At 29.4% G+C, this 25,720-nt stretch carries 23 protein-coding genes; 13 read left to right on the top strand and 10 right to left on the bottom strand.

The features are described 5' to 3' along the window. Nucleotides 1–11 precede the first annotated feature (11 nt). The 4 genes from LPC16_RS02530 (at nt 12) to LPC16_RS02515 (ending at nt 3,878) form a co-directional block, all read left to right on the top strand. Complete coding sequence (locus LPC16_RS02530; RefSeq protein WP_040054791.1) at nt 12–1,028, top strand: thiamine phosphate synthase; 1,017 nt, start codon at nt 12–14, stop codon at nt 1,026–1,028. A gap of 155 nt (nt 1,029–1,183) precedes the next feature. Next, complete coding sequence (gene thiS, locus LPC16_RS02525; RefSeq protein ID WP_040054792.1) at nt 1,184–1,402, top strand: sulfur carrier protein ThiS; 219 nt, start codon at nt 1,184–1,186, stop codon at nt 1,400–1,402. Nucleotides 1,403–1,848: 446 nt separating this feature from the next. Continuing rightward, a complete protein-coding gene (gene rbfA, locus LPC16_RS02520; protein ID WP_229637612.1) occupies nt 1,849–2,235 on the top strand; it encodes a 30S ribosome-binding factor RbfA in 387 nt (128 codons plus the stop codon). 77 nt (nt 2,236–2,312) lie between these two features. Further along, complete coding sequence (locus LPC16_RS02515) at nt 2,313–3,878, top strand: glycoside hydrolase family 3 N-terminal domain-containing protein (protein ID WP_229637611.1); 1,566 nt, start codon at nt 2,313–2,315, stop codon at nt 3,876–3,878. Nucleotides 3,879–3,892: 14 nt separating this feature from the next. Here the strand turns inward: LPC16_RS02515 and LPC16_RS02510 are convergent, their stop codons facing one another. From LPC16_RS02510 to LPC16_RS02500, 3 genes are all read right to left on the bottom strand, one after another. Beyond that, nucleotides 3,893–4,804 (bottom strand): ROK family protein, encoded by a 912-nt coding sequence (locus tag LPC16_RS02510; RefSeq protein WP_229637610.1) that lies wholly within the window; start codon nt 4,802–4,804, stop codon nt 3,893–3,895. 268 nt (nt 4,805–5,072) lie between these two features. Beyond that, nucleotides 5,073–5,405, bottom strand: a complete 333-nt coding sequence (locus LPC16_RS02505) for a DUF565 domain-containing protein (protein WP_040054796.1) — start codon at nt 5,403–5,405, stop codon at nt 5,073–5,075. 30 nt (nt 5,406–5,435) lie between these two features. Next, the gene (locus tag LPC16_RS02500; RefSeq protein ID WP_229637609.1) at nt 5,436–6,005 is read right to left on the bottom strand and encodes a DUF3611 family protein; all 570 of its coding nucleotides are present in this window, start codon (nt 6,003–6,005) and stop codon (nt 5,436–5,438) included. A gap of 573 nt (nt 6,006–6,578) precedes the next feature. Between LPC16_RS02500 and LPC16_RS02495 the strand changes: the two genes are divergently transcribed. Next, a complete protein-coding gene (locus tag LPC16_RS02495; protein ID WP_229637608.1) occupies nt 6,579–7,472 on the top strand; it encodes a carbohydrate ABC transporter permease in 894 nt (297 codons plus the stop codon). A 78-nt stretch (nt 7,473–7,550) separates the two neighbouring features. On the opposite strand, the gene coaE is transcribed toward LPC16_RS02495, so the two are convergent. From coaE to LPC16_RS02480, 3 genes are all read right to left on the bottom strand, one after another. Next, nucleotides 7,551–8,162: a dephospho-CoA kinase gene (coaE, locus tag LPC16_RS02490; RefSeq protein ID WP_229637607.1), complete on the bottom strand. Its 612-nt coding sequence runs from the start codon at nt 8,160–8,162 to the stop codon at nt 7,551–7,553. Between the two features lie 237 nt (nt 8,163–8,399). Beyond that, entirely contained in the window at nt 8,400–9,005 is a 606-nt protein-coding gene (locus tag LPC16_RS02485) for a hypothetical protein (protein ID WP_229637606.1), read from the bottom strand. A 133-nt stretch (nt 9,006–9,138) separates the two neighbouring features. Beyond that, a complete protein-coding gene (locus tag LPC16_RS02480; protein WP_229637605.1) occupies nt 9,139–10,635 on the bottom strand; it encodes a hypothetical protein in 1,497 nt (498 codons plus the stop codon). 1,091 nt (nt 10,636–11,726) lie between these two features. Here LPC16_RS02480 and LPC16_RS02475 point away from each other — a divergent pair. The 3 genes from LPC16_RS02475 (at nt 11,727) to LPC16_RS02465 (ending at nt 15,742) form a co-directional block, all read left to right on the top strand. Next, entirely contained in the window at nt 11,727–12,503 is a 777-nt protein-coding gene (locus tag LPC16_RS02475) for a M15 family metallopeptidase (protein WP_229637604.1), read from the top strand. An 823-nt stretch (nt 12,504–13,326) separates the two neighbouring features. Continuing rightward, nucleotides 13,327–15,243: an AMP-dependent synthetase/ligase gene (locus LPC16_RS02470; RefSeq protein ID WP_040055116.1), complete on the top strand. Its 1,917-nt coding sequence runs from the start codon at nt 13,327–13,329 to the stop codon at nt 15,241–15,243. Between the two features lie 49 nt (nt 15,244–15,292). Next, nucleotides 15,293–15,742, top strand: coding sequence for a YlqD family protein (locus tag LPC16_RS02465; RefSeq protein ID WP_229637603.1), 450 nt, complete (start codon nt 15,293–15,295; stop codon nt 15,740–15,742). A 99-nt stretch (nt 15,743–15,841) separates the two neighbouring features. Here the strand turns inward: LPC16_RS02465 and LPC16_RS02460 are convergent, their stop codons facing one another. Then, nucleotides 15,842–16,561 carry a phosphorylase family protein gene (locus tag LPC16_RS02460; protein ID WP_229637602.1) on the bottom strand — a complete coding sequence of 240 codons (720 nt, stop codon included), beginning with the start codon at nt 16,559–16,561 and terminating at the stop codon, nt 15,842–15,844. Nucleotides 16,562–16,805: 244 nt separating this feature from the next. On the opposite strand from LPC16_RS02460, the gene LPC16_RS02455 reads away from it, so the two are divergent. The 3 genes from LPC16_RS02455 to LPC16_RS02445 all read left to right on the top strand — a co-directional run bounded on the left by LPC16_RS02455 (nt 16,806) and on the right by LPC16_RS02445 (nt 18,820). Continuing rightward, nucleotides 16,806–17,906, top strand: coding sequence for an ABC transporter ATP-binding protein (locus LPC16_RS02455; protein WP_229637601.1), 1,101 nt, complete (start codon nt 16,806–16,808; stop codon nt 17,904–17,906). Nucleotides 17,907–17,922: 16 nt separating this feature from the next. After that, the gene (locus tag LPC16_RS02450; RefSeq protein ID WP_040055112.1) at nt 17,923–18,183 is read left to right on the top strand and encodes a glutaredoxin family protein; all 261 of its coding nucleotides are present in this window, start codon (nt 17,923–17,925) and stop codon (nt 18,181–18,183) included. Between the two features lie 133 nt (nt 18,184–18,316). Further along, on the top strand, nt 18,317–18,820 hold the full coding sequence (locus LPC16_RS02445; protein WP_040055111.1) for a hypothetical protein: 504 nt from the start codon (nt 18,317–18,319) through the stop codon (nt 18,818–18,820). A 211-nt stretch (nt 18,821–19,031) separates the two neighbouring features. On the opposite strand, the gene rpe is transcribed toward LPC16_RS02445, so the two are convergent. The 3 genes from rpe to carA all read right to left on the bottom strand — a co-directional run bounded on the left by rpe (nt 19,032) and on the right by carA (nt 22,935). Further along, on the bottom strand, nt 19,032–19,718 hold the full coding sequence (rpe, locus tag LPC16_RS02440; RefSeq protein WP_407084190.1) for a ribulose-phosphate 3-epimerase: 687 nt from the start codon (nt 19,716–19,718) through the stop codon (nt 19,032–19,034). A 573-nt stretch (nt 19,719–20,291) separates the two neighbouring features. Continuing rightward, nucleotides 20,292–21,179, bottom strand: coding sequence for a phosphatidate cytidylyltransferase (locus LPC16_RS02430; RefSeq protein WP_229637600.1), 888 nt, complete (start codon nt 21,177–21,179; stop codon nt 20,292–20,294). A 601-nt stretch (nt 21,180–21,780) separates the two neighbouring features. Next, nucleotides 21,781–22,935 carry a glutamine-hydrolyzing carbamoyl-phosphate synthase small subunit gene (carA, locus tag LPC16_RS02425; RefSeq protein WP_229637599.1) on the bottom strand — a complete coding sequence of 385 codons (1,155 nt, stop codon included), beginning with the start codon at nt 22,933–22,935 and terminating at the stop codon, nt 21,781–21,783. A gap of 195 nt (nt 22,936–23,130) precedes the next feature. Between carA and LPC16_RS02420 the strand changes: the two genes are divergently transcribed. Together LPC16_RS02420 and recF are read left to right on the top strand one after the other, a co-directional pair. After that, on the top strand, nt 23,131–24,009 hold the full coding sequence (locus LPC16_RS02420) for a helix-turn-helix domain-containing protein (protein ID WP_229637598.1): 879 nt from the start codon (nt 23,131–23,133) through the stop codon (nt 24,007–24,009). A 512-nt stretch (nt 24,010–24,521) separates the two neighbouring features. Beyond that, nucleotides 24,522–25,664: a DNA replication/repair protein RecF gene (gene recF / locus LPC16_RS02415; RefSeq protein ID WP_229637597.1), complete on the top strand. Its 1,143-nt coding sequence runs from the start codon at nt 24,522–24,524 to the stop codon at nt 25,662–25,664. Nucleotides 25,665–25,720: the final 56 nt, after the last annotated feature.

Below are 25,720 nucleotides of genomic sequence, written 5' to 3'. Positions count from 1 at the left end.
GGAAATATATTATGAATAATAATTTTTTAATCTCTCAAATTCTAGATGCCAACCTAGATAGAGCTAGAGAAGGTATAAGAGTTGTAGAAGAATGGTGCCGTTTTGGTCTCAAAAAAAGTAATTTAGCTGAAATTTGTAAAGAAATGCGCCAGGAGCTTGCCTTCTGGCATACTTCTGAGATACGTTTATCAAGAGATACTGAGAACGATCCAGGTGTAGATTTATCACATCCTAAAGAAGAAGCGAAAAATAGTATCGAAGAACTTTTACAAGCTAATTTATGTCGTATACAGGAATCATTAAGGGTGCTAGAAGAATATGGAAAACTTTATCACAGCGAAATGGGAAAATCTTTTAAAAAAATTCGTTATAAAGTTTATATACTAGAGAGCTCTTTGATGCGATATTCTAATTGTGAAAAACTTCGCAAAGCATCAATATATCTTATTACTTCACCTACAGAAAACTTGTTTAATATAGTTGAATCTTCTTTAAAGGGTGGATTACGAATACTGCAATATAGAGAAAAAAATATAGATGATCATTCACATCTAAAAATGGCAAAAAAACTTTGCGAATTATGTCATAAGTACGATGCTTTATTTATTGTTAATAATAGAGTTGATATAGCATTAGCTGTAAATGCTGATGGAGTACATATAGGCCAAGAAGATATTCCAATTAAGACAGCGAGAAAAATACTTGGACCACAAATAATTATCGGATGTTCGACTACAAATTCTTTAGAAATGAAGAAAGCAGTTGAAGGAGGAGCAGACTATATAGGTGTTGGGCCCATGAATTCAACACCCAACAAACCAAGAAAAAAAACAATTAAGTCAGATTATTTAAATTATGTTGCCAATAACTGTACCATTCCTTGGTTTGCTATTGGAGGAATAGATATAAATAATATTAATGATATTATTGCCCTAGGTGTGAAACAAATAGCTGTAATTCGTTTAATTATGGAAGCAGAAAATCCTGAGGAGATAACAAAATCTCTAATACAAGATTACTTATCTTAGATACTAATAAAAATAGGTAATTAAATTTTACAATGCAGATATAAAAGGAATAGCACGTATGAATTTATAAATGTAGTTCAAGTTAATTTCATATAATATATTGAATTCAATTATTTGTTATGATCTTGTAAGTCCCTACAAATATAAAATTATTTATGGAAAATACTAAAACAATAACTTTGCAAGTCAATGGAAAACCTAAAACATTCGCACCTAAAATTAATTTACCGCAATTTTTAGAAAAAATGCAGTTTAATCCTTACTTAGTAGTTATTGAATATAATGGAGAGATTTTACATCGAGAATATTGGGAAAATACTTTTTTAAAAACAGGAGATAAGTTAGAAATTGTAACTATAGTAGGTGGAGGATAGGTAACAAGTCTATAACTTATAGATATTTATAAATAAAAAAAGATTATTATCAATTAAAGAATATAGAATCCTATCAATAAGAAGATAGGAACTTTATAATAATTCTAAAAAGCACTATATGAAAACAAGACCAAATGTTTCTAAGGCAACTATTTAATATTTTTCGATTTATTTAATAAAAAATAAAGCATATACTATAATTATAAGCACAGCTTAATTTGCACTTAAGACTTATTGGTAATAAGTTGTTAATATCTGAATTGATACAATAAAATATACTTATAAATTTTCTTTTTGGTATTTTGTACTGATCAACAATAATACAATAAAGAGAAACTTACAAAAATCTATACAATTTGAATATGCTGTGCTACAAATACAGTATCGACAGTTTTATTTATTAAAAAAAACTGAATACTACTTATCACAGATGATAAAAGATCAATATGGCTAACAGTCGTCGAGTCTCCCGTATCTCCTCATTAATTAAACGTGAAATTTCTAATATGCTCCTTTTTGATATTAAAGATGATAGAGTAGGAGCCGGTATGATCAGCATAACTAATGTATATTTGTCAGGAGATTTACAACATGTTAAGATTTTCGTCAGTATCTATGGAACAGAAAAACTACAGTTGGAAACAATGCAGGGATTAAGATCTTCAGAAGGTTATGTTAGAAAAGAGCTTGCACAACGTATAAGATTAAGACGTGCTCCAGATGTACAGTTTTTTCAAGATCATAGTATAGAGAAAGGAAATGAAATGTTACATTTACTAAATGAGCTTAGAGATACTGATACAACTGAGCAAGATGCTTCTTCACTAATATAGTAATAATTTAATAAGCTTTTGAGGTTTCCTTGTTACCTGATTGGAAGAAATTTACTTTAAGACAGAAAATCGGACAAATGATTATTGTTCGTGCTTCCGGATTTTTATTTGATCATGAGAGACGTTATCCAACCTGGGAAGCTTCTAATGATAAGTTGTTTAGTTGGTTAAATACCTTAAATATAGGTGGAGTAATCTTACTAGGAGGAAGTGCTGCAGAAATAACACTAAGGACTAGACAGTTACAAAAACTATCACGCGTTCCACTATTTATTGCTGCAGATATTGAAGAAGGGGTAGGTCAACGTTTTTCAGGTGCAACTGAATTTCCACCTCCAATGGCTTTAGGAGAAATTGCAAAATATGATTTAGAAACTGCTATTGAACTGACCTACAATATGGGGAAGATAATAGGAAAGGAAGCATTGTCTATTGGTATTAATTGGGTACTAGCACCGATAGTCGACATTAATAATAATCCCAACAATCCCGTCATTAATATTCGTTCTTTTGGAGAAACTCCCGAGATAGTTTCTCAATTAGCTAAGGCTTTTATTGAAGGTACAAAAAATTATCCCATCTTAACAACAGCCAAGCATTTCCCAGGTCATGGTAATACAGATAATGATTCTCATATTGAACTACCTATAATTAACTCTGATTCTAAAAGGTTAAATAATTTAGAATTAGTTCCATTTAGGGAGGTAATTAATGCAAAAGTTGACAGCATAATGAGTGCTCATATTTTAATTAACGCTTGGGATAAAAAAAATCCAGCTACTTTATCAAAAAAAATCTTAACTGAACAATTAAGAAAAAACTTGAATTTTGAAGGACTAATCATTACAGATGCACTAATTATGGGAGGAATATCAAAATATTTTTCTCCTGAAGAAATAGCGATTAAGGCTATTAAAGCTGGTGCCAACATATTGTTAATGCCGAACAATTTAAATAATACTATAGAAACTATTAATGATGCAGTAGAGTCTGGAGAGTTAGAGATAGAGGCAATTGATCAGTCTCTTGATAAAATTTGGAAAGCAAAAAATAAAATATATAATTACAGACATGATATTGATTCAGTTTATACTTTATCAGATCAAAATACTCAGAAAGTTGTTACTAATATTATTCATAAATCTATAAGAACAAGTTCAAAATTACCATTAAAAACAATTGTAAAAAATAAGAAACGTAACTTAATAGTAGTTGATAATTTACTTAGTATATCTTTCTTAACTCAGCAATCTCCTGGAATAACCATACCTAAATCTTTAGGTTATGATTTACAAATAGTAGAATCTATTAATTTACAAAATGTCTTAGATGATAATCGCTTGACATTATTACAAATTTTTATGCGAGGGAATCCTTTTAGAGCAAATGCAGGTTTGTGTGATAAATCTAAAGCCTCTTGTCTCAAATTATTTTCCACTTCTCTTCCTCAAGGCTTAATTGTTTACGGAAGTCCATATGTTTTAGATTGGTTTATAAAAATAAATGTAACTCAAAACTTACCTTGGATATTTTCTTACGGACAAACGATAGAAAGTCAAGAAGTTGCTTGCAGAAAATTGTTTGACTTATTTGATGAAAATTCAGCACAAACATCAAGATTTTCAGATGATATTTTTGTATAATATTTCAGATAATATTAATAAAACTTATTGTTAATATTATTAGCCATATTCGAAGCAAGCCTAGCAGCACCAAGCATACCTGCCTTATCTCCCAATGTTGCCTCTAATAATTTTAAATTTGTACGAGAAGTTGGCAGAACACGTTGCTCAATTTCCCTTAGAGTAGCTCCAAGGAAAAAAGATATACTATTGCTAATACCACCACCTATAACTATTACTTCTGGAGTTAATATATAAATTAAATTTGCCAGTCCTATCCCTAGTAATTGGCCATATTTTTCCCAAAAAGCGATTGCTTCTTGATTTCCTTCTTTTGCTAATCTACTAAGTTCAGCTGGATCCATACCTGTCATACGATGTATAGCCTGAATTGATCCAAATTGTTCTAGAGATCCTCTGTTGCCACTCTTACAAATAGGACCATTAAAGTCTAGAGTAATCAATCCTAATTCTCCTGCAGTTCCTAAATGTCCTGTAAATAATTGGCCATTAAGGATAATTGCTCCTCCAACTCCTGTTCCTAAAGTTAACATTATTAAATTCTTATAATATCTTCCTGCACCCAACCAAGCTTCACCTAAACCTGCACAATCAGCATCATTTGCAATAGTTGTAGGTAATTGAGTAGATTCTTCTAGTAATCTTGCTAAAGGAACATTCTCCCAATTAGAAAGGTTAATAGCTACTTTAGAAATTCTATTAGTATGGTCTACAGGTCCAGGTATTCCAACACCTAGAGCTATACAATTATAATCTTTGATCAATGCTTTAACTGTCTGTGTAGTAGTTTTAACTATAGCTTCAGGAGTCGCAGGCTTAGGGGTTACTATTGTTGAAGAGTTAACACACACTCCGTTTTCAAGAAATTGTCCAATCTTAATATTGGTTCCCCCAATATCAATTCCGATTAAGGAAGACTGTTTCATAAATTTAATTTAGGACCTATAGATTCTTTAAGATTAAAATAAATTCAATTCAGAATTACTAAGTGTGGAATTTACTAAATAGAATCAATTATCCTAACATTTAAAAGATATATTGTTTTCTTTAATAAATTTGAAGTAGAAAACTATACAAACTTACTCTCAAAATATATATTAATATATCATTTTAATAGATACTTATTTTCATTTTTACGTATAACAAATAGGAATGTTTTTTAGTTTTTATAATAAAAAGTATTAAAGTTTTTAATTAAGATCCGAGTTTTAAAGCTTCTATATACAAACTATAAATAATACCCATTTTGAAAAAGTTAAAGGTTTCTAACCACAATATTTTTTTCTTAGTCTTTTTTTTACTGTAAACTACTTTGCTACTGACTTCGGTAAATATTAATAAAATGATTCCAACTGTAATCTCCCAGTAAGATTCTTGCCCTGCTATGGTTGCAATAGCCTGACCAATAAAAAAACCTGCGAGAATACTAGTCAAGTTCAGAAATAAATTACGCCAAGGATTGCTAAAAGTCTGGCTTAAATTATTACATATGATTTCATACAAAGTATTAAGTCTTGTTTTCTGCATCAATCCTATGATGGTTAGTTATTTAAATGATTATCTATCTAAACGATCTAAAAGATATAAACCTACTATTATTCCAGCAAAATGACATGATATTGTATGGGTATTAGCTAAGAGTAATAAAATCTCACTAGGAGTCGGCAATTTACCAGTATCATAGACTGCCGCACCTTGAGGAATATTAGAAAGCTTGCGCCAAAGAATTCCAACAAAACCTTCTGCACCAATAATTGATAAAAAAATACCAATTAAATTAGACAATAAACCTGTCCTGATTAACTGCAAAGTTGAAGATTTTTTAGGCCTAGCTTTCGGCTCAGGATTCTTCATTAATTGAGCAATTTTTTTGTATCTAAAACAAATAAATGTACTAATCATCAGCGCTATAACACCAGAAATAGAACAAAAAATACTAAAAGAAGTTCCTTCTGATGATTTGTCCTGTGTAACTAATCCTGCTAAAGACAAAAATAAGAGAGCTGCTGCCAATACTCCCAATACTAACTGTGTCCAAAAGCCGATATTTCCTGACCATTGAAGAATAGTTGAGGCACGTTTGACACTAGGAGGAAGTGGTTGAGAAATTTCGTAATTTTGACTCATAACAGATAATAAAAACTTTAACCTTAATTAAAATTATTGTTAAATCTACTACATGATAATAGTAAATAATTGATTTTGCTGTAAAGAAAAAATATATTTAAGTAAATATTTACTAGTTAAAATATAACATATAGTTAAAGAGGCTTACTAGTTACTGTGTTAGCTATTTATTCAATACAGTCTTAAATTATACTTAAATTTTCTTAATTATTTAAAAGATTGAAAATGTAAAAAATTTCTGTATTTTATATTTATTAATTTATGATAAATGGGTAAAATTTTGAGAGGCTAAAGTTAATTTAGCAATAAGTATATTATATTTAATTGAACTCTTATAATATATTGTATAACTTTCTAGAAATTCGAATAAATTAGGTAAAAATTATAGTTATTAATAGATTATGGCTTTTGAAATATCTTTTGTTTTTTGATATTAATATTTAATGAATATCATTTTAATTTATTTATTATTAACGAATTTTATGACAAAATATATTAAATTATTCTTTAAAGATTTTTCTGATTTCCTGTGTTATTATCTCAAGTAGAGCTAAAGTAGATATCGAAATCTTTGTGAAATTTGTAACTTTGATTAAACAACAATTATTAATAAAACTTACACCATATTTATTCTTATTTCCAGCTTTACTTTTACTTGGAATTACTATCTTATTTCCTACTTTTCAGGCTTTTTACTTAAGTTTTACGCAATATAACTACGATCTGACACAACCTTCTAGTTGGATAGGTTTAGAAAACTTTTATAGACTATCACATGATTCAGTATTTTGGAGAACATTAATAAACACAGTATTATATCTTTTCGGGGTAGTTCCTTTTCTAGTTTCACTTCCTCTTTTACTAGCTATTTTAGTCAATAATAATTTAAGAGGTATTCACTTATTTCGTTTAGCATTTTATATCCCTGTTATTATTTCAACAGTTGTCGTAGGAATTACATGGAAAACACTTTATGGCTCCAATGGGTTATTCAATCAATTACTTAGTTATGTAGGTTTATTAAACGGAGTTCCTTGGTTGACCAGTACTGAGATGGCAATTTGGAGTGTTATGCTTGTTACAATTTGGAAAGGCTTAGGATACTATATGATGATTTATCTAGCTGGATTACAAGGAATTCCAAAAGAATTGTATGAAGCAGCTGCTATAGATGGCTCAGATGGTTGGCAAAAACATTTGGATATTACGATCCCTTTAATGCGCTCTTATATATTGCTAGTCACCGTCATATCTTCTATTTCTGCTATTAAAACTTTTGAGGAAGTGTATATCATGACTCAGGGAGGACCATTAAATAGTTCTAAAACAATTGTTTATTATCTCTACGAGAAAGCATTTCATGACTTAGATATTAATTATGCATGTACGATTGGGTTGGTTTTGTTTTTAATAATATTAGCTTTTTCAATTATTAATCTTAAAATATCCGTATATTATGAAAAATAAGCTTGCCAATTAATAGTTTGTTTAGTTTTTGTTTATCTGAAGTATTTCAGAGGTTTCCAATAATATAGAGATTAGAACTTACCGTAAATATAAATTAGTTTCTTCGATAATTTTATTGATTTGGACATATAAATTTGCGAGTGTTGAAGAGTTATCAAGTACATAATCTGCTTTATCTATTTTATCTTTAAATGACAATTGATTTTTAATACGTATAATACCTTCGTTTTTTGTCAAACAATTTCTGTTTATTAACCTTCTTAACTGTTCTTTTTGATCACAATATACAATCCAGACTTCTGTTATTAAAAAAGTTAATTTAGATTCAAAAAGCAACGGAAGATCGAAAATCAGAACTTTAGTATTGCTTTTTCTAATTTCTTTGGTAAATACCTGCTTAACATAAGGATGAATCTTATTTTCTAGCCATTCTTTCTGTTTAACATCATGAAATAATATATTTCCTAATTTTTGATAATCTAGTTCCCCATTTCTTAAACAAATATTTTTTCCATATCGTTTTTGAATGAGTTTAAAAATATTAGAATTAATCTTAATTGCATCTCTAGCATAAATATCTGCATCTAGAATAGGAATATTAAAGTTTTGCTTAATATAAGAAGAAACAATTGTTTTCCCAGTAGCTATTCCACCAGTCAAACCTATAATTCTTTTAAATGATTTATCCATTAAAAAATTTATTAAGACTAATGTTTTTTTTTAAATAAAAATATTTAACAATATATTACGCTAACCTTAATTATAAATACTTTTAAATATATATTTAATTAGCTTCTTAGTGTAAGAAAAAGAAAGTTATTGTTAATAATCAAAACTATCATTTTAATTTAAAGACTAAAAGCAACACCTTGACCTCAAGGTGTTGCTTTTAGTCTTTAAATTAAAATGATAGTTTTGATTATGGTTTTACCACATACCAGGTACTGGCTCTGGTGCCACTTGTTTTCTGTTGGGTTGCAAAGGAGGCAAACTTACATCAGGGCGTCCCCAGTTAATATCTGTACGTGTAACTAAAGGAACTTCTCGCAAATCTAAACGAGATACCCAACTAGGTTGAGCATATGCAAAATATGCATCTAAATCAGATCTTTTAGGGCTGACAATAACCCATTGACCATCTACTTCCTTCATGATTACATCAGAACCAGCTACGAGAGTAGGCCATTGGCGTGGCATTTGAGTACTAACACGCCAAACATCTCGTTCTCCTTTAGTAAACATTCCAACATCATAATGCATTCTGATATGAGCATCTTTGCTCTGACCAGCTGAAATGATTTGGATTTGAGCTACATCTCCAGTAACTCCACGAATACGACCAATAGCATAATCTTCAAATTTAAATTTTAACCAATCTGCACGATAAACATCGATAGGGTCTTCAATAGCGGAACCTCTCAACTGGCTCAGGAAAATCTCTTTTTGATTTGTGTCTGCCTGGGCAGGGTTGATACCGAAAAAGGACAAGCTAAGAGCTAATCCTGCTAATATGTGTGAGTGTTTAATAAACACGATAAACTCACTCCAGCTTAATTGGATAAATTGTCTCTAGATACTTTTTAGAATAGTTCAGCTTTGAAACATAACTCAAAAAACTTAACTATAACTTTATAAAGCCCATAAATTTTAAAAGTCACATTAATATTTAGTTGATAAATTTTGTTTGAATATTATTCATAAAATCTCTTATAGTATATAAATTTATTTTTTTAATTAATAAAATTAATTTTTTTAACCACTTCGATCGTGGAATTTTTTCAGATATTTTCTCATTCTCCGCTGTTGTTATTTCTTCAAGTTGAGAAACAGAGAGGATTTCTTCTTCATTAGCTAATTGTGGAATTTCTTCAGATATTTTCTCATTCTCCGCTGTTATTATTTCTTCAAGTTGAGAAACAGGGAGGATTTCTTCTTCATTAGCTAATTGTGGAATTTCTTCAGATATTTTCTCATTCTCCGCTGTTATTATTTCTTCAAGTTGAGAAACAGGGAGGATTTCTTCTTCATTAGCTAATTGTGGAATTTCTTCAGATATTTTCTCATTCTCCGCTGTTATTATTTCTTCAAGTTGAGAAACAGGGAGGATTTCTTCTTCATTAGCTAATTGTGGAATTTCTTCAGATATTTTCTCATTCTCCGCTGTTATTATTTCTTCAAGTTGAGAAACAGGGAGGATTTCTTCTTCATTAGCTAATCGTGGAATTTTTATATATTTTGGATCGATAAGAGAATAGGCTAACTGGTTAGATAATTTATCTTGAAGTAGTGCAGACAATGTATCTTTTTTATTAGGATTATAATTAATCAACTGTATTGAATCGTTGAAGACATTATTGATTTTTTTTCCATATTTATCAATTAACTCTAATCTAATCCAGTTTTTGCCTGGTTGAAAACCTTTTAGATAAATAGGTTCTAACGAATCTAGAATAAAGATCTCTTCATTAATAGTTACTTTTACACGCCAACAATTATCTTTATCTTCAACAGTATAACTTTCCATTGAATCTGAGGATGGATCAAATACATAGAAATCTAACATAATAGGTTCCTCACCATAATCACCCCGGGGACTGTTGTATGTAAGTAGAGGTAAAGAAAGATTTGGTAAATTATTATCTATTTTTGTAAATACATGAAATGTTGTTTGAGCATATGCTTCTTTGGTCTTAAAACTTTCATACCATGGACTAGAAGCTAAAACTCTTATAGTATGTGTTCCAGGATCTAAATCTTCTAAAATTATTGGTTCATTTAAATCATAAATTTTTTTATAAGATTTGTTGTCAACAAAAAGATTTAAGTGAGGACCAAGACCTAAGTTTTTATTTTTAAACAAAGGAAAATCCATTAATTTCAATTTAACCGATACAGTATTATCCGATAGAACTTCATATTGCTTAGGATCCGTAATGCTTACTTTAGGATGGTAATTTTTTAAACTTTTATTTAACAATCGAATAGTATCTGGAGGGGAAACTTCTGATAATTGATTCTTAACAGTAATAACTGAATTGGTCTTGATTTTCAGGGAAGTTTTCTCAAAAGACTCATTACAGGCTGATAAGTATAAACTAATTAAACCAATAAGAACGAAACTAAAAAATAATTTAACTAAAAATGATAACTTAAAATTAAGCATTATTTACTATTTCTTATCATTACACCATCAATGTGACTTTAACTATATCATTAAACTAAAACTCAAAAGATACTTTATATCTTCTCGTTATGTATGTTCACCTATAGGTATTAACTACTTAAATTTAGTACTAATATAATTTTTTTAGTTATAAGCTATAGAACTTTATCTATCAAAATAATAAATTACAGTGTAAGTATTTTTTATATTGGAAAGATATATTTAATTAGTAAATATATCTTTTAGTTAATTTATAACTTTTTTTGTATTCTGATATCATTAGCCACAGAAAAAAATTTTTTGGCAGTTTTTCTTGAGCTAATGAAAAATGTGTCTTACTATAAGATACTAAGTAAGTGTATTAATAATAAATAATTCAGAAGATAGTAATCATATAACCAGAAGATTTTACCAATTTATTAGCTACTCAATTTTATTAAAATAAAACTGAGTAATTTAACCTATAATTTAATCAATTGTTAATTATATTTCGATTTTAAAACTAATTTTTATAAACTGTAATGAGCTAAAAATAATGATTTAAATCTAAAGTAAAATCAAAAACAATGATACTATAAAGTATTATCTAAAATAATTTAAGAATACAAAAAATACCAAATAAAATTGTTTATATTCTGACCACATATAGATATAAGAATTAGATAATGGTAATGTTGATAGATAGCTATTATCAGTTTAAAAGTTATCATATGATAGCAATTTGATACTATATTCACTATCTGATTATTGTTATTAATAAAATATTGCTTAGCTTTTTTGGAGAGTTAAATAGTACTTCAAAATTTTTATTTATAAATTGTAAAGCCTCTAAAAGGTATGAATAAAAAATTAAATACTACTAATATTTGCCACTTATACTTTCTTTGCAACTAAATCAATGCTATTTAAGTAATAACTTTCGTATGGATCAATTTTTCTGAGGTAAGATCAAGGAATTAGTAATCATAAAAAATCAGTTATAAATAAGAAAGCTTATTTTAGTAGCTTATGATCGAAATGATTGTTAACTTTATATTTCTCTCTAGAATATAAGTAAAAATTAAACAAAACATACTATTAACCATCAATCAATGAAGGGAAAACAAAAACAAGGAATGCCCTTAGATATACCTGAAGCATCGAGGGATGCTCCTAACCATAAACTTACTATATCACAAAGAACTAATTTCACTGTAATAGGGCTAGTTAGTTTTGGAGTTTTTGGCTTTAGTATTTTTTTGATAATACGAATCTTTTTCTCAGCATCGCAGAAACCGTCTTTTTCTTCTAATTCAATAACTAAAACTACTCCTTCGCCAAATTTAATTACTAGTAAGATTGAAAATGTTCTCGGTCATTTATCTTATACTGAAGCCTCTTTAAGTGAGTTAAATTCAGTCACTAACGATGGGCGTATTAAATTAAGAAAAAAAGCAGCTAAAAGTTTCTTGCGAATGCAACAAGATGCGAAAAGGAACGGTTTTACTTTAATTCCAATATCTGGATTTAGAACTTTTAGTCAGCAAGAATATTTATTTTTTGAAGTAAAGCGTCAGCAAAATGAGGAGACAAGAAAAAGAGCTGAAGTTAGCGCTCCTCCTCAATATAGCGAACACCATACAGGATATGCAATTGATATTGGAGACAGTGACTTTCCTTCAACACATTTAAATGTGGAATTTGAAGATACTCCTCTTTTTCAGTGGCTAAGAAAAAATGCAGCTAAATATAATTTTGAGCTATCTTTTCCACCGAATAATATTCAAAATATTAGTTATGAGCCTTGGCATTGGCGTTATATTGGTGATGCTCATAGTTTGGAAACTTTCTTTAAAGCTCGAAATTTACAAAAAGAATCTCTACAGTAAAAATATAGAAAATGAATTGTTTTACAGTTAAAGTCAACTACCCAATTTTTCTGCTTTAGACAAACTATTTAGAGTTATTTGATTATTGCTGTGTTAGAAAAATTAAAAAAGAGTTAAAAGTTATGAAAATACCAAATCTAATTTTCTTAGCTATTTTTAGCTTCTAATAAGTTTAGTAATTAAACCTAAAATTTTGTTATTTATACTTCTTTGAAAAGATTCTTTTAGTTTATTTACATATTAAGAAAAAGCTATTAGATAGAGGAAAAGTAATTATTTAGAACACATGAATTATTCTTTTATTAGCATTGTTCAGATACTTATCTCTTAATACAGTTATTCTAATAACGCCGCATCCTTCTAAATATAATAGTATCGTTGATTCTTAGCTAACATAAAGTAGAAATTGAGTATAAGTTATAGGTTAATAATTCTTAAATCACTAGTAATCTTTGCATATTTCTTACTATCTATTTTTGTATTTTGATAGTCAAGTTGAATGTATATCTCTAACAGAATATATTTCAATAACAAAAGAGTTAAATCGATATAAGAGTACCTACAATAAATTTATAAAATTATTGAAATTACTCTGGAATAAAAGGCTAAGATAGTAAGTATTATTTTAACTCCTAATTTTATTAGATTTAATTCAAGGGCAATTAATACTAATCTTTTTAAAAAATACAAAAGTATTTAAAAAAATCAATAATCATTAATATTAAAATGTTACTATTGACTCTAAAAAAAGAAAATTTTGACTATTTATTTTATTATTAGTTAGCTTAATGTAATAGGATAAAAAGTTATTAAAGTAGATTCTATGACAACTATTCGCGAATATCGTAATTTACAAGCTTTATCGGAAATATGGGCAATTACAGCTACAAAATTTGCTGATATCATTGCACTTTATGATCCTCATAGCAAACCAGAAGTTAAACTCACTTTTTCTCAACTATATGAACAGTTAAAAATTTTTGCGTCTGGGCTTCAATCATTAGGAATTTTAGAAAATGAAAAGATTTGTTTAATTGCTGATAATAGTCCTCGCTGGTTCATAGCTGATCAAGGTTTAATGCTTGCAGGGGCATCAAATTCAGTGAGATCTTCTCAATCAGATCCAAATGAGTTAATTCATATCCTTCAAGATAGTGATAGTAGTATACTTATCGTAGAAAATATAAAAACTTTAGAAAAGTTATATTCTTTTTCAAATCAACTTAATTTACGTTTGATTATTTTATTAAGTGATGAGAAGGATGATGTAACAATTCCTGTAAAGGTTTTAAATTTTACTGAGCTCATGGAACTTGGTAAAAACTTTGACCTAAGACCTACTCTTAAAAAAGATACGGATCTAGCTACTTTAATTTACACATCAGGAACAACAGGAAAACCAAAAGGTGCTATGTTATCTCATGGCAATATACTTCATCAAGTTAGAAATTTAGATACTATAATTAAGCCTGAACCGGGTGATCGTATTCTCAGTATATTGCCATCTTGGCATTCTTATGAACGCAGTGCAGAATATTTTTTACTTTCTCAAGGATGCACCTTAATATATACAAATATTCGTAATTTTAAAAGTGATTTAAAGAAATTTAAACCACACCATATGGTTGGTGTTCCTCGTCTTTGGGAATCTTTATATGAAGCTATACAAAAACAGTTTAGAGAACAAAGTGCTATACAAAAAAGAATAATAAAATATTTTTTTGAAACTTCTCTAAAATTTATTTCATATAGACGTATTTTTAATTGCCTTAGTCTAGAAGATTTAAAACCTTCTTTTCAAAAAAGAACGATAGCCTGTATGAAATTTATTGCTCTTTACCCTATACACAAAATAGCCAATAAGTTAGTTTATCGTAAAATTCAAGACAATCTAGGAGGTAATTTTAAAACACTTATTAGTGGAGGAGGATCTCTCGCAAAACATTTAGATGATTTTTATGAGATTATTGATATTCCTATACTAGTAGGATATGGTCTCACAGAGACTTCCCCTGTTACAAATGCACGTACTCATAAGCATAATTTAAGAGGAACGACAGGGCAACCAATTCCTGGAACAGAAATTAGTATTGTAGATCCTGATACTAGGCAAGCCTTACCCAAAGGAAAGTGTGGATTGGTACTCATCAGAGGACCACAAGTTATGCAAGGATACTATAAAAAAGCGGAGGAAACGGATAAAGTTAAAGATCCTCAGGGATGGTTTGATAGTGGAGATTTAGGCTGGTTGACTCCTATGAATGATCTTGTAATCACTGGCAGAATTAAAGATACTATTGTTTTAAGTAATGGAGAAAATATTGAACCTCAACCAATTGAAGATGCTTGTTTAAGAAGTGTATACATCGATCAAATTATGTTGGTCGGGCAAGATCAAAAAATGTTAGGAGCTTTAATAGTTCCCAACTTAGACATGCTAAGGTTTTGGGTAGAAAGTCAGAACTTGCATTTGAATATACCATCACAAAACGATTCAGAAATTCTTCTACATAATCATGATCTTTATTCACAAACAGTTCAAGATTTATATCGCAAAGAATTGAAAAAAGAAGTGCAAAATCGCCCAGGTTATCGTTCCGATGATCTGATAAAAATTTTTGATTTTATCTTAGAACCGTTTTCTATTGAAAATAGTATGATGACTCAAACATTAAAGATGAAACGCCTTGTTATTATGAAACATTATCAGGTTATTATTGATAAAATGTTTAATTCTTAATAATTTGTTTCTAAATATAGAACATTAAAAATAAAAACTAATAAAACTTATGGACGAAATAAACACTAGCTTACTACTTAAAAGACCAGTTAATCTTAAAGTAATAGTAACTGCTCGTTGGAAAGAAGAAATGCAACAGCAATTACAATCACAGATTAATCAGCTTGACAATCAAATACAACAGATAGAAATGCAAGAAAAAAGAGCAATTTCTGAACTTAAAAAGCAAAATGCTTCTTCTTCTAGTTCTCAAGTTACTCAACAAATTGATAATATAAACCTTCAAGCTAATCATAAGAAAAGTGAGATATTAGAACAAAAAAATCAATTTTTGCAGCAAATTCAACAAGTTCAAGTTGTTGAATTAGACCAAGAAGTAGTTCAAGGACAAATAGAAAATTTTTTTCAAGCTAAAAAAGGAGATAACTTAATTCAAAAACTCAATATAGAAATTGTTATCCGTGATGGTGTAATTGAGGAAATAAGAGGGGATATTTAAAGAAACGTTAAATGAGTAGTAAGTAGTAAGATTACTTATTACTTACTACTTTATATAGTTAGTATCTTCTGAAAAGTGTTATTGAAATATTACTTTTTATTATAAACAGAACATTAACTGTTTTATAGATTTTCTTAAGACGTTTAAACTTTTCAGAGAACTACATATAAGATCAATAGACAATAATGGTTTTTTAATCATTTGAATGGCTAAGTGAAAATATTTTAGGTTACCATCAATATCAAAAACATTGCGTAAATCTGGCATATCCTGCTGACAACTGTCACTAATAATTCTGATAATAATAACTGAAATATTCCATTTTCGACCCCAGTTTAATAAAGCTAGCCCCTCCATATCAATTACATCAGCTTTATATATTTTACCTAAAGTTTGTTTTTCTTTTGCCGAAGATATAACATAATGATTCGTTATTCCTCTACCTAGAATACACTTATCTTTTAACTTTTTAAGTACTAACTGACTTAAAAAAATATCACATTGCTTATATTCATTTAGTTGAGATTGTAGTGAAGTACATTCTTTATATACCACTATGTCTCCGATTGAATTCTTAGGAGATAGACTTCCGCCCAAACCTATCATCATGACAGTTTGGGGTAATTCTTTGAGAAAATAGGAATTTTGTTCCCATTCTTCTAAGAATTTGGTAATAGCCTTAACTCCTGCAGGAACGGACTTAAGTTTTACCTTACTAGAACTTTTACTAATCCCTTTAAGAACTGCTTGATATTCTGCCCCTTGTGGCACTAGGAGCAGATCAAACCAGCAATCTAAAAAATTATTTTCTTTATACATAAGCTTCAAGCTAAATATTATTCATTCTTACGAATTTTTTATTTAAAAAATTGGAGAAATGTTATTATGTAACAGGTTAAGGGTACTTATTGAAAATTAGTCCTAGTTGGATACTTATGAAGATAACTTAAAGAATCCTCTAAAAACAAGAAATCTTTATCAGGGCTTCTCTCATTTACCTTTGAAACCTAAACTTATAATTTCCAACTAAAAATTTCTAACTTATCATTAAAGCCCCTTAGTTATGACAGATTCTATTATCCTTCAAGTTGATCACATCGTTAAACAGTTTCTCAATCATACAACGGCAGCTATTGATCAAGTTAGCTTTAAGTTGAAGCAAGGAGAAATTCTGGGATTGCTTGGCCCTTCAGGATGCGGAAAAACTACTCTTTTGCGTGTAATTGCAGGATTTGAGCAACCTTCTGTTGGAACTATAGAATTAGCTGGGAATATAATAGCTAGTCCCTATGAATCAATACCTCCTGAATATAGAAATACAGGTATGGTTTTTCAAGATTATGCACTATTTCCTCATTTAAATATTGCTAGCAATATTGCTTTTGGCTTAAAAAAGAAAAACTTAAGTAGAAATAAAGTAAAGCAACGTGTTGGTGAGTCTTTAGCCTTAGTTGGATTAGAAGGGCTTGAAAAGCGATATCCACATCAACTCTCCGGCGGACAGCAACAAAGGATAGCTTTAGCTAGAGCTCTAGCTCCTAAGCCTGCATTAATCTTATTAGACGAACCATTAAGCAACCTTGATGTACAAGTCCGTTTGCAATTAAGACATGAGATTCGTCATGTCTTAAAAGGAACAGGTATTACAGCAATTTTTGTTACTCATGATCAAGAAGAGGCTTTAGCAATATCTGATAAAATAGGGGTTATGTCCTATGGAAAAATTGAACAGTTTGGAACTCCTGAAGAAGTTTATACACATCCTTCATCACGCTTTGTTGCAGAGTTTGTTACTCAAGCTAATTTTATTCCTGCCAAACGAAAAGGAAGGCTTTGGACAACAGAAATAGGTCAATGGGAGGCTCCTTCAACTTTTGAAAACATTCCTGAAGGAGATTTAATGGTTAGACAAGAAGATATTACTTTACAGCCAGATGATACAGGTGAAATTGTAATTTGTGATCGCCAATTTTTAGGGAGAGAATATTGTTATTGTCTTAAGACTCCTTCTGGCTGCCAAATTAATGCAAGAACGACGTTACAAACTCAATTACCTATTGGTACAAGAGTTCAACTAATTATTGTTCCTCAATCTCCTCAAGTATTTCCAGCAGTTCCTTTTAAAATGCATAAAAGAAAAGAATTTTCTTTATTGTCCATATGAATTACAGGAATTAATTATGCATCTTATTTTATATACAAAACCAGGTTGTCATCTATGCGAAGGATTACAAAAAAAGTTAAAACAGATGCAAGACTTAAAATTTGAATTAGAGATAAGAGATATCACTACCTCTGAAGAATGGTTCGAAATATTTCAACTTGAGATTCCTGTTTTATATCAAAAATTACCTCAAGGAGAAAGAATTATTCCTCGCTTCTCCCCTCGTATATCTGTAGTACAGTTAGAAAAAAATCTAAAAAAATACTTATCTTTTTAGATCTTAAATCATATTTTTCTACGTTTTAACTTAACTAGTAAAAAATTAGATTAAGAAAAACTGTAAAGTCTGTACCACAATCAAGAAACTTTTGTTAAGATGGCGTACGTTTATTTAATATAGAAGAGGATCTTTGAGTCAATCACTTGATATTCTTACCTTAGATACTTTGGCGCAAGAACTTGCTGCAATACAGCAAACAGGTTCTAAGAGAATTGCTTTATTAGGTTCTCGCCATGTACCTATTACTCATCAGCAATTAATTGAAATGATGAGTTACGCTCTAGTATTGGGCGGAAATCGTTTAATGACATCAGGAGCTACGGGAACTAATGCAGCTGCTATTAAAGGAGCAATGAGAGCAGATCCAAGTCTTCTTACTGTAATTTTGCCCCAAAGTTTAAATAAGCAGCCTAGGGAATCAAAAAAACAGTTAGAAAGAGTAATTCATTTAGTAGAAAATCCTGATAATGACAGTTTGTCTTTAGGAGAAGCCAGTGCTTTATGTAATCGAGAAATAATATCTCGATGTCAGCAACTTATTTGCTTTGCTTTTCATGATAGTCATACCCTACTACAAACCTGTGAAGAAGCAGAGGAACAGAGAAAACTAGTAACACTCTTCTATTTTGATTAATTAAAATAGACTATAGTAGGGGCATAGTATCTTATGCCCTAAATTATATTTAGAGACTAAAGTTAAGTAATTTTTTTAATTCAGTCTATTTTAAAAGTAAGTAATTATACTAGGATAATGATTTAATTATCTTATATATAGTATTTTTAGTAATTTAATAAGAACTATTGCCAATAATTTACTATAAGTGTGAACAATTATTAACTTGTTTTTATTTTATAGAAGATTTGCTTTCGCGGATTCCTTTAATAGCTTCTGCATAATCTGCGGATTTAAATATGGCAGATCCAGCTACAATAGCATTGGCGCCTGCTTCTATAACTTTCCAAGTATTTTCTGATTTTAATCCACCATCTACTTGAATCCAAGGAGTTAATCTCTTTTCCTCACACATTTGACGTAATTGATGAACTTTGTCTACCATTGAAGGAATGAATTTTTGTCCTCCAAAACCAGGATTAACACTCATTATCAAGATCAAATCACATATTTCTAAAACATGTTCAATAGATGCTAGAGAAGTTGCAGGGTTAAGAACAACTCCAGCTTTTTTACCTAATTCTTTGATTTGTCCAAGAGTTCGATGTAAATGAAGAGATGCATTATTTTCCGCATGTATAGAGATTATGTCGGCTCCCGCTTTTGCAAAATCAGTAATATATTTTTCAGGCTCTACAATCATTAAGTGAACATCTAATGGTTTTTTAGTATAGGGACGAATTGCTTCAACCACTAGCGGGCCAATAGTTATATTTGGTACAAAGCGGCCATCCATAACATCGATATGTATCCAGTCTGCTCCTGCCTTGTCAACCAATTCAATTTCTTCTCGTAAACAACTAAAGTTAGCTGAGAGAATGGAGGGAGAAATAACAATAGGTTTATTAGATTGATTCATAATGATAGTAGTTTTGCGTAAGCTATTATGGCAACAACATTAAATAATCTATTTGATTGTTATTAAATAATGTTCATACAATATAGTTTACCTTAATTATTCATATTACTTTATACAAATATTTGCGATTTAATCTTGCTAGACTAGTTGCATAAATACAGATAAGATGTTGTTTAGATTATTATTGGCCTATAATAAGTAATTTTCTATTACAAATAATTTATGTTTATTGTTTGCTTTCTTTAGATGATATGGTATTCAAACTCATAAAAATTTTTTGAATTAACCAGTTAACAAAAACACTAATAAATAAAATACTAATGGCTGGTTGAAATAATATTGTCCATAATTTGTACCATAATTTTAAGCCTAAGGGCAGATTGAAGTAATGACCAATTAAAGCTATTAAAAACCAGAAAAATCCTAAAAAAATTAAAAAAATATTTGCTACTAATAAATAATTTAACCACTTTATAAAATTTAATTTCATATTTTTTAACTGAATAATTGTAGATCTCAGACAAGATTATTATATTAAATAAAATTAAAATTGTTTATATATAGTTAAACTCCTTATTGTAAGAGTGGTAAAAACAATGTTACGAAATAATAGACTAGAGGAGCTGTAAAAACATAACTGTCTGTCCTATCTAAAATTCCACCATGACCAGGAATCAACTTACCTGAATCTTTTACACCTGCATCTCTCTTCATCATAGACTCAGTTAAATCTCCTAGAAGACTTACAATTCCAATTAGAACTCCTAAAACCATACCAGTTAAATAACAATAAGGCCATCCTAAATACCAAGAACCAATTTCTGCAACTATGATACTTCCTATTAGTCCAGCTATTGCGCCTTCAACAGTTTTTTTAGGACTTATATTGGATAAACGAGTTTTACCAAATGATTTACCCATAATATATGCTCCAATATCAGCAGCCCAAATACAGCTAAAGGCTAGACAAGTAATATTCAATGCAGGAGAAAAAAATTGAGATTTTGTCCATAGATTAGGTAAATATTTTTGAACAAATAAATCATTATTTGCAATATTAATATTTGTAATAGTGCTGTCAAAACCGACTCTTAATCTTAACCAATAACTAGGTAAGTATCCTCCATAGAATAAGCCTAGGATAGAAGTAGATATATCGGCTATACTAGCTAATTTAGATTGAAAGAGAAGATAAAAACAAATCAATGTACCTGCTAAAGTAAACAAAGCATCTGTAAAATGTGGAGCAATAGCTGCTGCGATCAATAGTATCTGAGATACTATTAGAGTTGTTTTAGTAGCAGGAACAATTCCTTTAGCTTTGACTAACTGAAAATATTCTAATTGTCCTAAAAAAACTATCACACATAGTCCAATGGTAAAAAGCCATTTGCCGATAATCAATATTCCTAAAGCAAAAAAGATACCAATAATAGTTGTTATAGTTCTAGTCCAGGGCATAGGCTAATATTTAAATAGGGTGGGAGGAGAGAACAAAGAAAGTTCATATTTTTAGCTTTTTCCTCATTTTGTTGTATAAAATGTATGGAATTTCTATAAGCTTAATTTCTTAATTAAGAATATAAAATGTCATGTTTTTTTTATTACCAAAAATAACGATACAAGTATAGCTGCTTTATATCATGAATAATAATATTTATGACATTGATTAAAACGTCTTAATTCTATTTAATACTAAAAAATAGCTATTCAAATAAACTAATTTAGACTTTAATTATAGTTTACAAATCTATAATTTATATAATGACATTTTATTTTAGGTGAAATTAAAAATTAGCAGTAAAAGTATTAAATAATATTTTTTCAAACATAATATTCTTACTTATTTAGTTGTTCGTCGAGTATTCTTATCGCAAAATTTTCTAGTTACTATTGGTATATTGAGTTTATTGCTTTGTAAGTGTAAACCTAAAATATTTTCGGAATCTAAGATAATAACTTCTTATCTTATGATTAGATACTATCTTACAGCTTAATTCTACTATGTAGAATTGAGCTGTAAGATAGTATCTAATCATAAGATATTTTTAAATATATAAGATTACTCATTAGATTTGGCTCTATATTGCTTCATAAGCTTAATAAATTTTGTAAACAGGTAATCAGCATCGTGGGGTCCGGGACTTGCTTCTGGATGGTATTGAACAGAGAAAAAAGGTAATTTTTTATGATATATCCCAGCGATAGTATCGTCATTTAAGTTAAAGTGACTAATTTCTATATCTTTGTTTAATGATTCTCTGGATACAGCAAATCCATGATTTTGGCTTGTAATCTCTACTTTCTCATTTAATCCGCAAGGTTGATTCAGTCCACGATGACCAAACCTTAATTTAAACGTATTGCCTCCTAAAGCTAAACTTAGAATCTGGTGTCCCATACAAATACCAAAAATAGGTATTTCAGCTTTAATAAGTAATTTTACAAGATCTATACCTTCAGTAACTGAGGCTGGATCACCGGGACCGTTAGAAAGAAAAATACCGTCAGGATTATAGCTCAAAATATCATTAAACGATGTGTCAAGAGGAACAACAATGACTTTGCATCCATGGCTAACTAGACGCTTTAAGATATTTCGTTTGACTCCAAAGTCAACTACTATAACAGTTAGCAAATCTTCAATAGACTTACTTTTATCGGCTATAAACTCCCATTTCTTATCTGTAGGAATTGACCAATGGTAAATTGTACTAGTACTAATTTTCTCAACTAAATTTAGCCCCTCCATTGAAGGAGCAGATTGCAACTTGGATATTAAAACTTCTTTATCTAATACTTCTGTAGAAATAATTCCATTCATTGCTCCCATGGATCTTATTTTACGAGTCAACTGCCTAGTATCAATGCCATAAATGCTTACAATTCCATGGCGAACCAAATAATCTGGTAAAGATTCTATTGAACGCCAATTACTTGGACAATATGTAATGTCTTTAGCAATCACACCAAAAACATAAGGTTTGTCGGACTCCAGATCATCATAGTTTATTCCTGTATTACCTAATTCAGGAAATGTAAAATTTACAATTTGACCATAATAGCTTGGATCTGTTAAGACTTCTTGATATCCTGTCATTCCTGTATTAAATACAACTTCTCCCATAACTGTACCTTTTGCGCCAAATGATAAACCTTCAAAAAATGTGCCATCGGCTAGTACTAATAAAGCGGGCTCTCCTTTCATTATGTCCATAATAATTAAGTTTTTAATATTTAAAAAGGATGAAACTTAGCAATTGACGATAAACTAGATTAAAGAATTAGTACAATCCTAGTATTTTGCCTATTTGTCGAGACATGTTCATCCCTAGGTTACTAGGAGGCGATCTTAACAAATATTATAAAAATATTAGTATAGAGTCAAACTGACAAAGATAGGCACAATACCATGAGTCCTAAAAAATTAATCGATGATGATAAACAAGAAATTCTTAAACTTTATCGCCAAACCGCAGAAACTACTTCTACCTTAGCTCATCGTTACGGTGTAAGCAGCTCTACTATTAGCCGTTTTTTAAAAAATACTTTATCAGATATAGAGTATGAAGAACTAATTCAACAAAAACGGTTAGCAAGAACTAGTAAAATTCAAAATAATACGGGAGAAACAAAGAAAAGTAATTACAAAATTACAAAATTATTTCCCGAATCTGAAAAAGATGATGGAAATACTTGTATAACTGAATCTTTATCGGAGAATATACCTAATGATCTGTCGGCTAAGCCTAAACCAATAACTGTAAAACATATTCCAAATCTACTGTTATCTTTAGAAAAAACTGAGGTTGTAGAAGAAGAATCTGATGAACTAGAAAATCTAGATGTTGTAACTTTAGAGGAAATGTTAGGAGAAGATCTTGAATGTAATTATGAAGATTGGGATGAAGAAGATGAAGATAGTAGCGAAGATGATAAAAACTATGACGAATCTTTATCTACTAACGGCAATATTCGTGTTTTACCTCTTTCTGACGCAATACTCCCAAAAACTTGTTATCTTGTCATAGACCGTTCTGCAGAATTAATTGCACGACCATTGAAAGAATTTGCTCATTTAGGACAAATTCCAGTTAGTGAGATACAACAAAGAACTTTACCAGTATTTGATAATCATCGTTTTGCTCGTAGATTTTCTAATCGTTCTCAAAGAGTCATTAAGATTCCTGATAGTCGTCTCCTATATAAAACTTGTTCTTACTTACAAGCCAAAGGAATAACCCGTATTTTTGTAGATGGTCAAATTTACTCTTTAGATATAGAAAAATAGCTATTTTCACTTATTTAATTAAAGAATAAAGTTTATTTTAAATAATTGTTCTTTTAATGGATATTATCTACAAAAAAGTAGCGTGCCCTTAAATTATCATATTATGATATGTAGATTTTTTTCTATATACTATTCTTTATTTATTAGTAATTCAGTGAAAATAATATAAATTCATTATCTTTATTTTACTAAGAAAAAGAATGGGTTTATTTTAAATTATTAATAATTTATATTTATAAAAAGTTAGTAAATAAATATAATCAACTATATATCCACAAAATAGTAATTCGACTTTTTAATGTCCAACATGAAAAGTAAAAAATATTTTCTAAGAAATAGTTTGATAAGCTTTTTAAAATATTAAAACTATAGCTAAGTATATTTGCTTCTAGATAAAATGCAATTACCAAACTACATAATATCTAGCTTCTGAAAAAAATATCTAATCTATAATGTACAGACTTATCTTTATTTTCTAGTAAATTTTCAATTATGCTAATCAAAGAATAAAAATGTACTTAAAAAATATTAATTTGTATACTTTTCGAAATTATTATAAACAGTCAGTTAGCTTGCAGTCTCAAAAAACAATTTTATTAGGGAATAACGCTCAAGGAAAATCTAATCTATTGGAAGCAATAGAATTGTTAGCTACCTTAAAAAGTCATCGTACAAGACGAGATCAAGATTTAATATCAGAGGGTGAGAAAAGTAGCCAAATAATAGCCAATATTGAGAGAATTTATGGACAGTCTGAATTAAGTATTACATTTCGATCAAGTGGCAAACGTACTTTAATGTTGAACCATGAAAGATTACATCGCCATCTTGACTTTTTAGGTCATATTAATGCAGTAGAATTTTCTTGCTTAGATTTAGATTTAGTAAGAGGATCACCAGAAATTCGTCGTACTTGGCTAGATACACTTTTGATTCAATTAGAACCTATTTATGCTCATATTATTAATCAATATCATAAAATTTTGAAGCAAAGAAATTCTTTTCTTAAAATAATTAGGGGGCAATTCAACGATCAAAAAGATTCTGATGATTTACTAGGTGCAGTATCTCAACTGCAATTGTGGGATGAACAACTTTCAGAAACAGGAACAAGAATTACTAGAAGACGAAACCGCGTAATACAAAGATTGGTTCCTTTGGCGCAAAGATGGCACAAAAGCATTAGTGGAAAAGCAGAATTACTAGAGATCAATTATCTGTCTAATATCAATATTAAAAATGAGGATCATCAGACTATACAGCAAAGATTTCTAGAAAAAATAGAACAATGCAGTGCTGTTGAAAGAAATCATGCTACCACAGTTGTTGGTCCTCATCGAGATGATGTTGAATTTAATATAAATAAAAAACAAGCAAAATTTTATAGTTCTCAAGGACAGCAAAGAACTTTAGTTTTAGCTATTAAACTAGCAGAACTTCAGTTAATTGAAGATGTTATTGGAGAACCTCCATTGTTACTACTTGATGATGTCTTGGCCGAATTAGATCATAATCGACAAAGACAATTACTAGAAGTTATTCAAGGAAGATTTCAAACACTTATTACAACTACTCATTTGCCTAATTTTGATACAGAATGGTTGAAATCTTCGCAAATTATAAAAGTTGAGGGAGGTAAAGTTTTCCAATTTTGAACCAATAAAATAATGTCATATGATTAACAAAAATGTAAAACAATATTTAGGAAAAT

Origin of the sequence: cyanobacterium endosymbiont of Braarudosphaera bigelowii, assembly GCF_020885515.1 — a bacterium.
In the GTDB taxonomy this organism is placed as follows: Bacteria; Cyanobacteriota; Cyanobacteriia; order Cyanobacteriales; family Microcystaceae; genus Atelocyanobacterium; species Atelocyanobacterium thalassa_A.
Note: the sequence above shows the minus strand (reverse complement) of the source record. Positions and strands in the feature narration are given on the sequence as shown.

Excerpts from the sequence above, each read along its gene's own strand:
- LPC16_RS02530 (WP_040054791.1), top strand. The coding sequence starts at position 12 with ATGAATAATAATTTTTTAATCTCTCAAATTCTAGATGCCAACCTAGAT.
- thiS (WP_040054792.1), top strand. The coding sequence starts at position 1,184 with ATGGAAAATACTAAAACAATAACTTTGCAAGTCAATGGAAAACCTAAA.
- rbfA (WP_229637612.1), top strand. The coding sequence starts at position 1,849 with ATGGCTAACAGTCGTCGAGTCTCCCGTATCTCCTCATTAATTAAACGT.
- LPC16_RS02515 (WP_229637611.1), top strand. The coding sequence starts at position 2,313 with ATGATTATTGTTCGTGCTTCCGGATTTTTATTTGATCATGAGAGACGT.
- LPC16_RS02510 (WP_229637610.1), bottom strand. The coding sequence starts at position 4,804 with ATGAAACAGTCTTCCTTAATCGGAATTGATATTGGGGGAACCAATATT.
- LPC16_RS02505 (WP_040054796.1), bottom strand. The coding sequence starts at position 5,405 with ATGCAGAAAACAAGACTTAATACTTTGTATGAAATCATATGTAATAAT.
- LPC16_RS02500 (WP_229637609.1), bottom strand. The coding sequence starts at position 6,005 with ATGAGTCAAAATTACGAAATTTCTCAACCACTTCCTCCTAGTGTCAAA.
- coaE (WP_229637607.1), bottom strand. The coding sequence starts at position 8,162 with ATGGATAAATCATTTAAAAGAATTATAGGTTTGACTGGTGGAATAGCT.
- LPC16_RS02480 (WP_229637605.1), bottom strand. The coding sequence starts at position 10,635 with ATGCTTAATTTTAAGTTATCATTTTTAGTTAAATTATTTTTTAGTTTC.
- LPC16_RS02475 (WP_229637604.1), top strand. The coding sequence starts at position 11,727 with ATGAAGGGAAAACAAAAACAAGGAATGCCCTTAGATATACCTGAAGCA.
- LPC16_RS02470 (WP_040055116.1), top strand. The coding sequence starts at position 13,327 with ATGACAACTATTCGCGAATATCGTAATTTACAAGCTTTATCGGAAATA.
- LPC16_RS02465 (WP_229637603.1), top strand. The coding sequence starts at position 15,293 with ATGGACGAAATAAACACTAGCTTACTACTTAAAAGACCAGTTAATCTT.
- LPC16_RS02460 (WP_229637602.1), bottom strand. The coding sequence starts at position 16,561 with ATGTATAAAGAAAATAATTTTTTAGATTGCTGGTTTGATCTGCTCCTA.
- LPC16_RS02455 (WP_229637601.1), top strand. The coding sequence starts at position 16,806 with ATGACAGATTCTATTATCCTTCAAGTTGATCACATCGTTAAACAGTTT.
- LPC16_RS02450 (WP_040055112.1), top strand. The coding sequence starts at position 17,923 with ATGCATCTTATTTTATATACAAAACCAGGTTGTCATCTATGCGAAGGA.
- rpe (WP_407084190.1), bottom strand. The coding sequence starts at position 19,718 with ATGAATCAATCTAATAAACCTATTGTTATTTCTCCCTCCATTCTCTCA.
- LPC16_RS02430 (WP_229637600.1), bottom strand. The coding sequence starts at position 21,179 with ATGCCCTGGACTAGAACTATAACAACTATTATTGGTATCTTTTTTGCT.
- carA (WP_229637599.1), bottom strand. The coding sequence starts at position 22,935 with ATGGACATAATGAAAGGAGAGCCCGCTTTATTAGTACTAGCCGATGGC.
- LPC16_RS02420 (WP_229637598.1), top strand. The coding sequence starts at position 23,131 with ATGAGTCCTAAAAAATTAATCGATGATGATAAACAAGAAATTCTTAAA.
- recF (WP_229637597.1), top strand. The coding sequence starts at position 24,522 with ATGTACTTAAAAAATATTAATTTGTATACTTTTCGAAATTATTATAAA.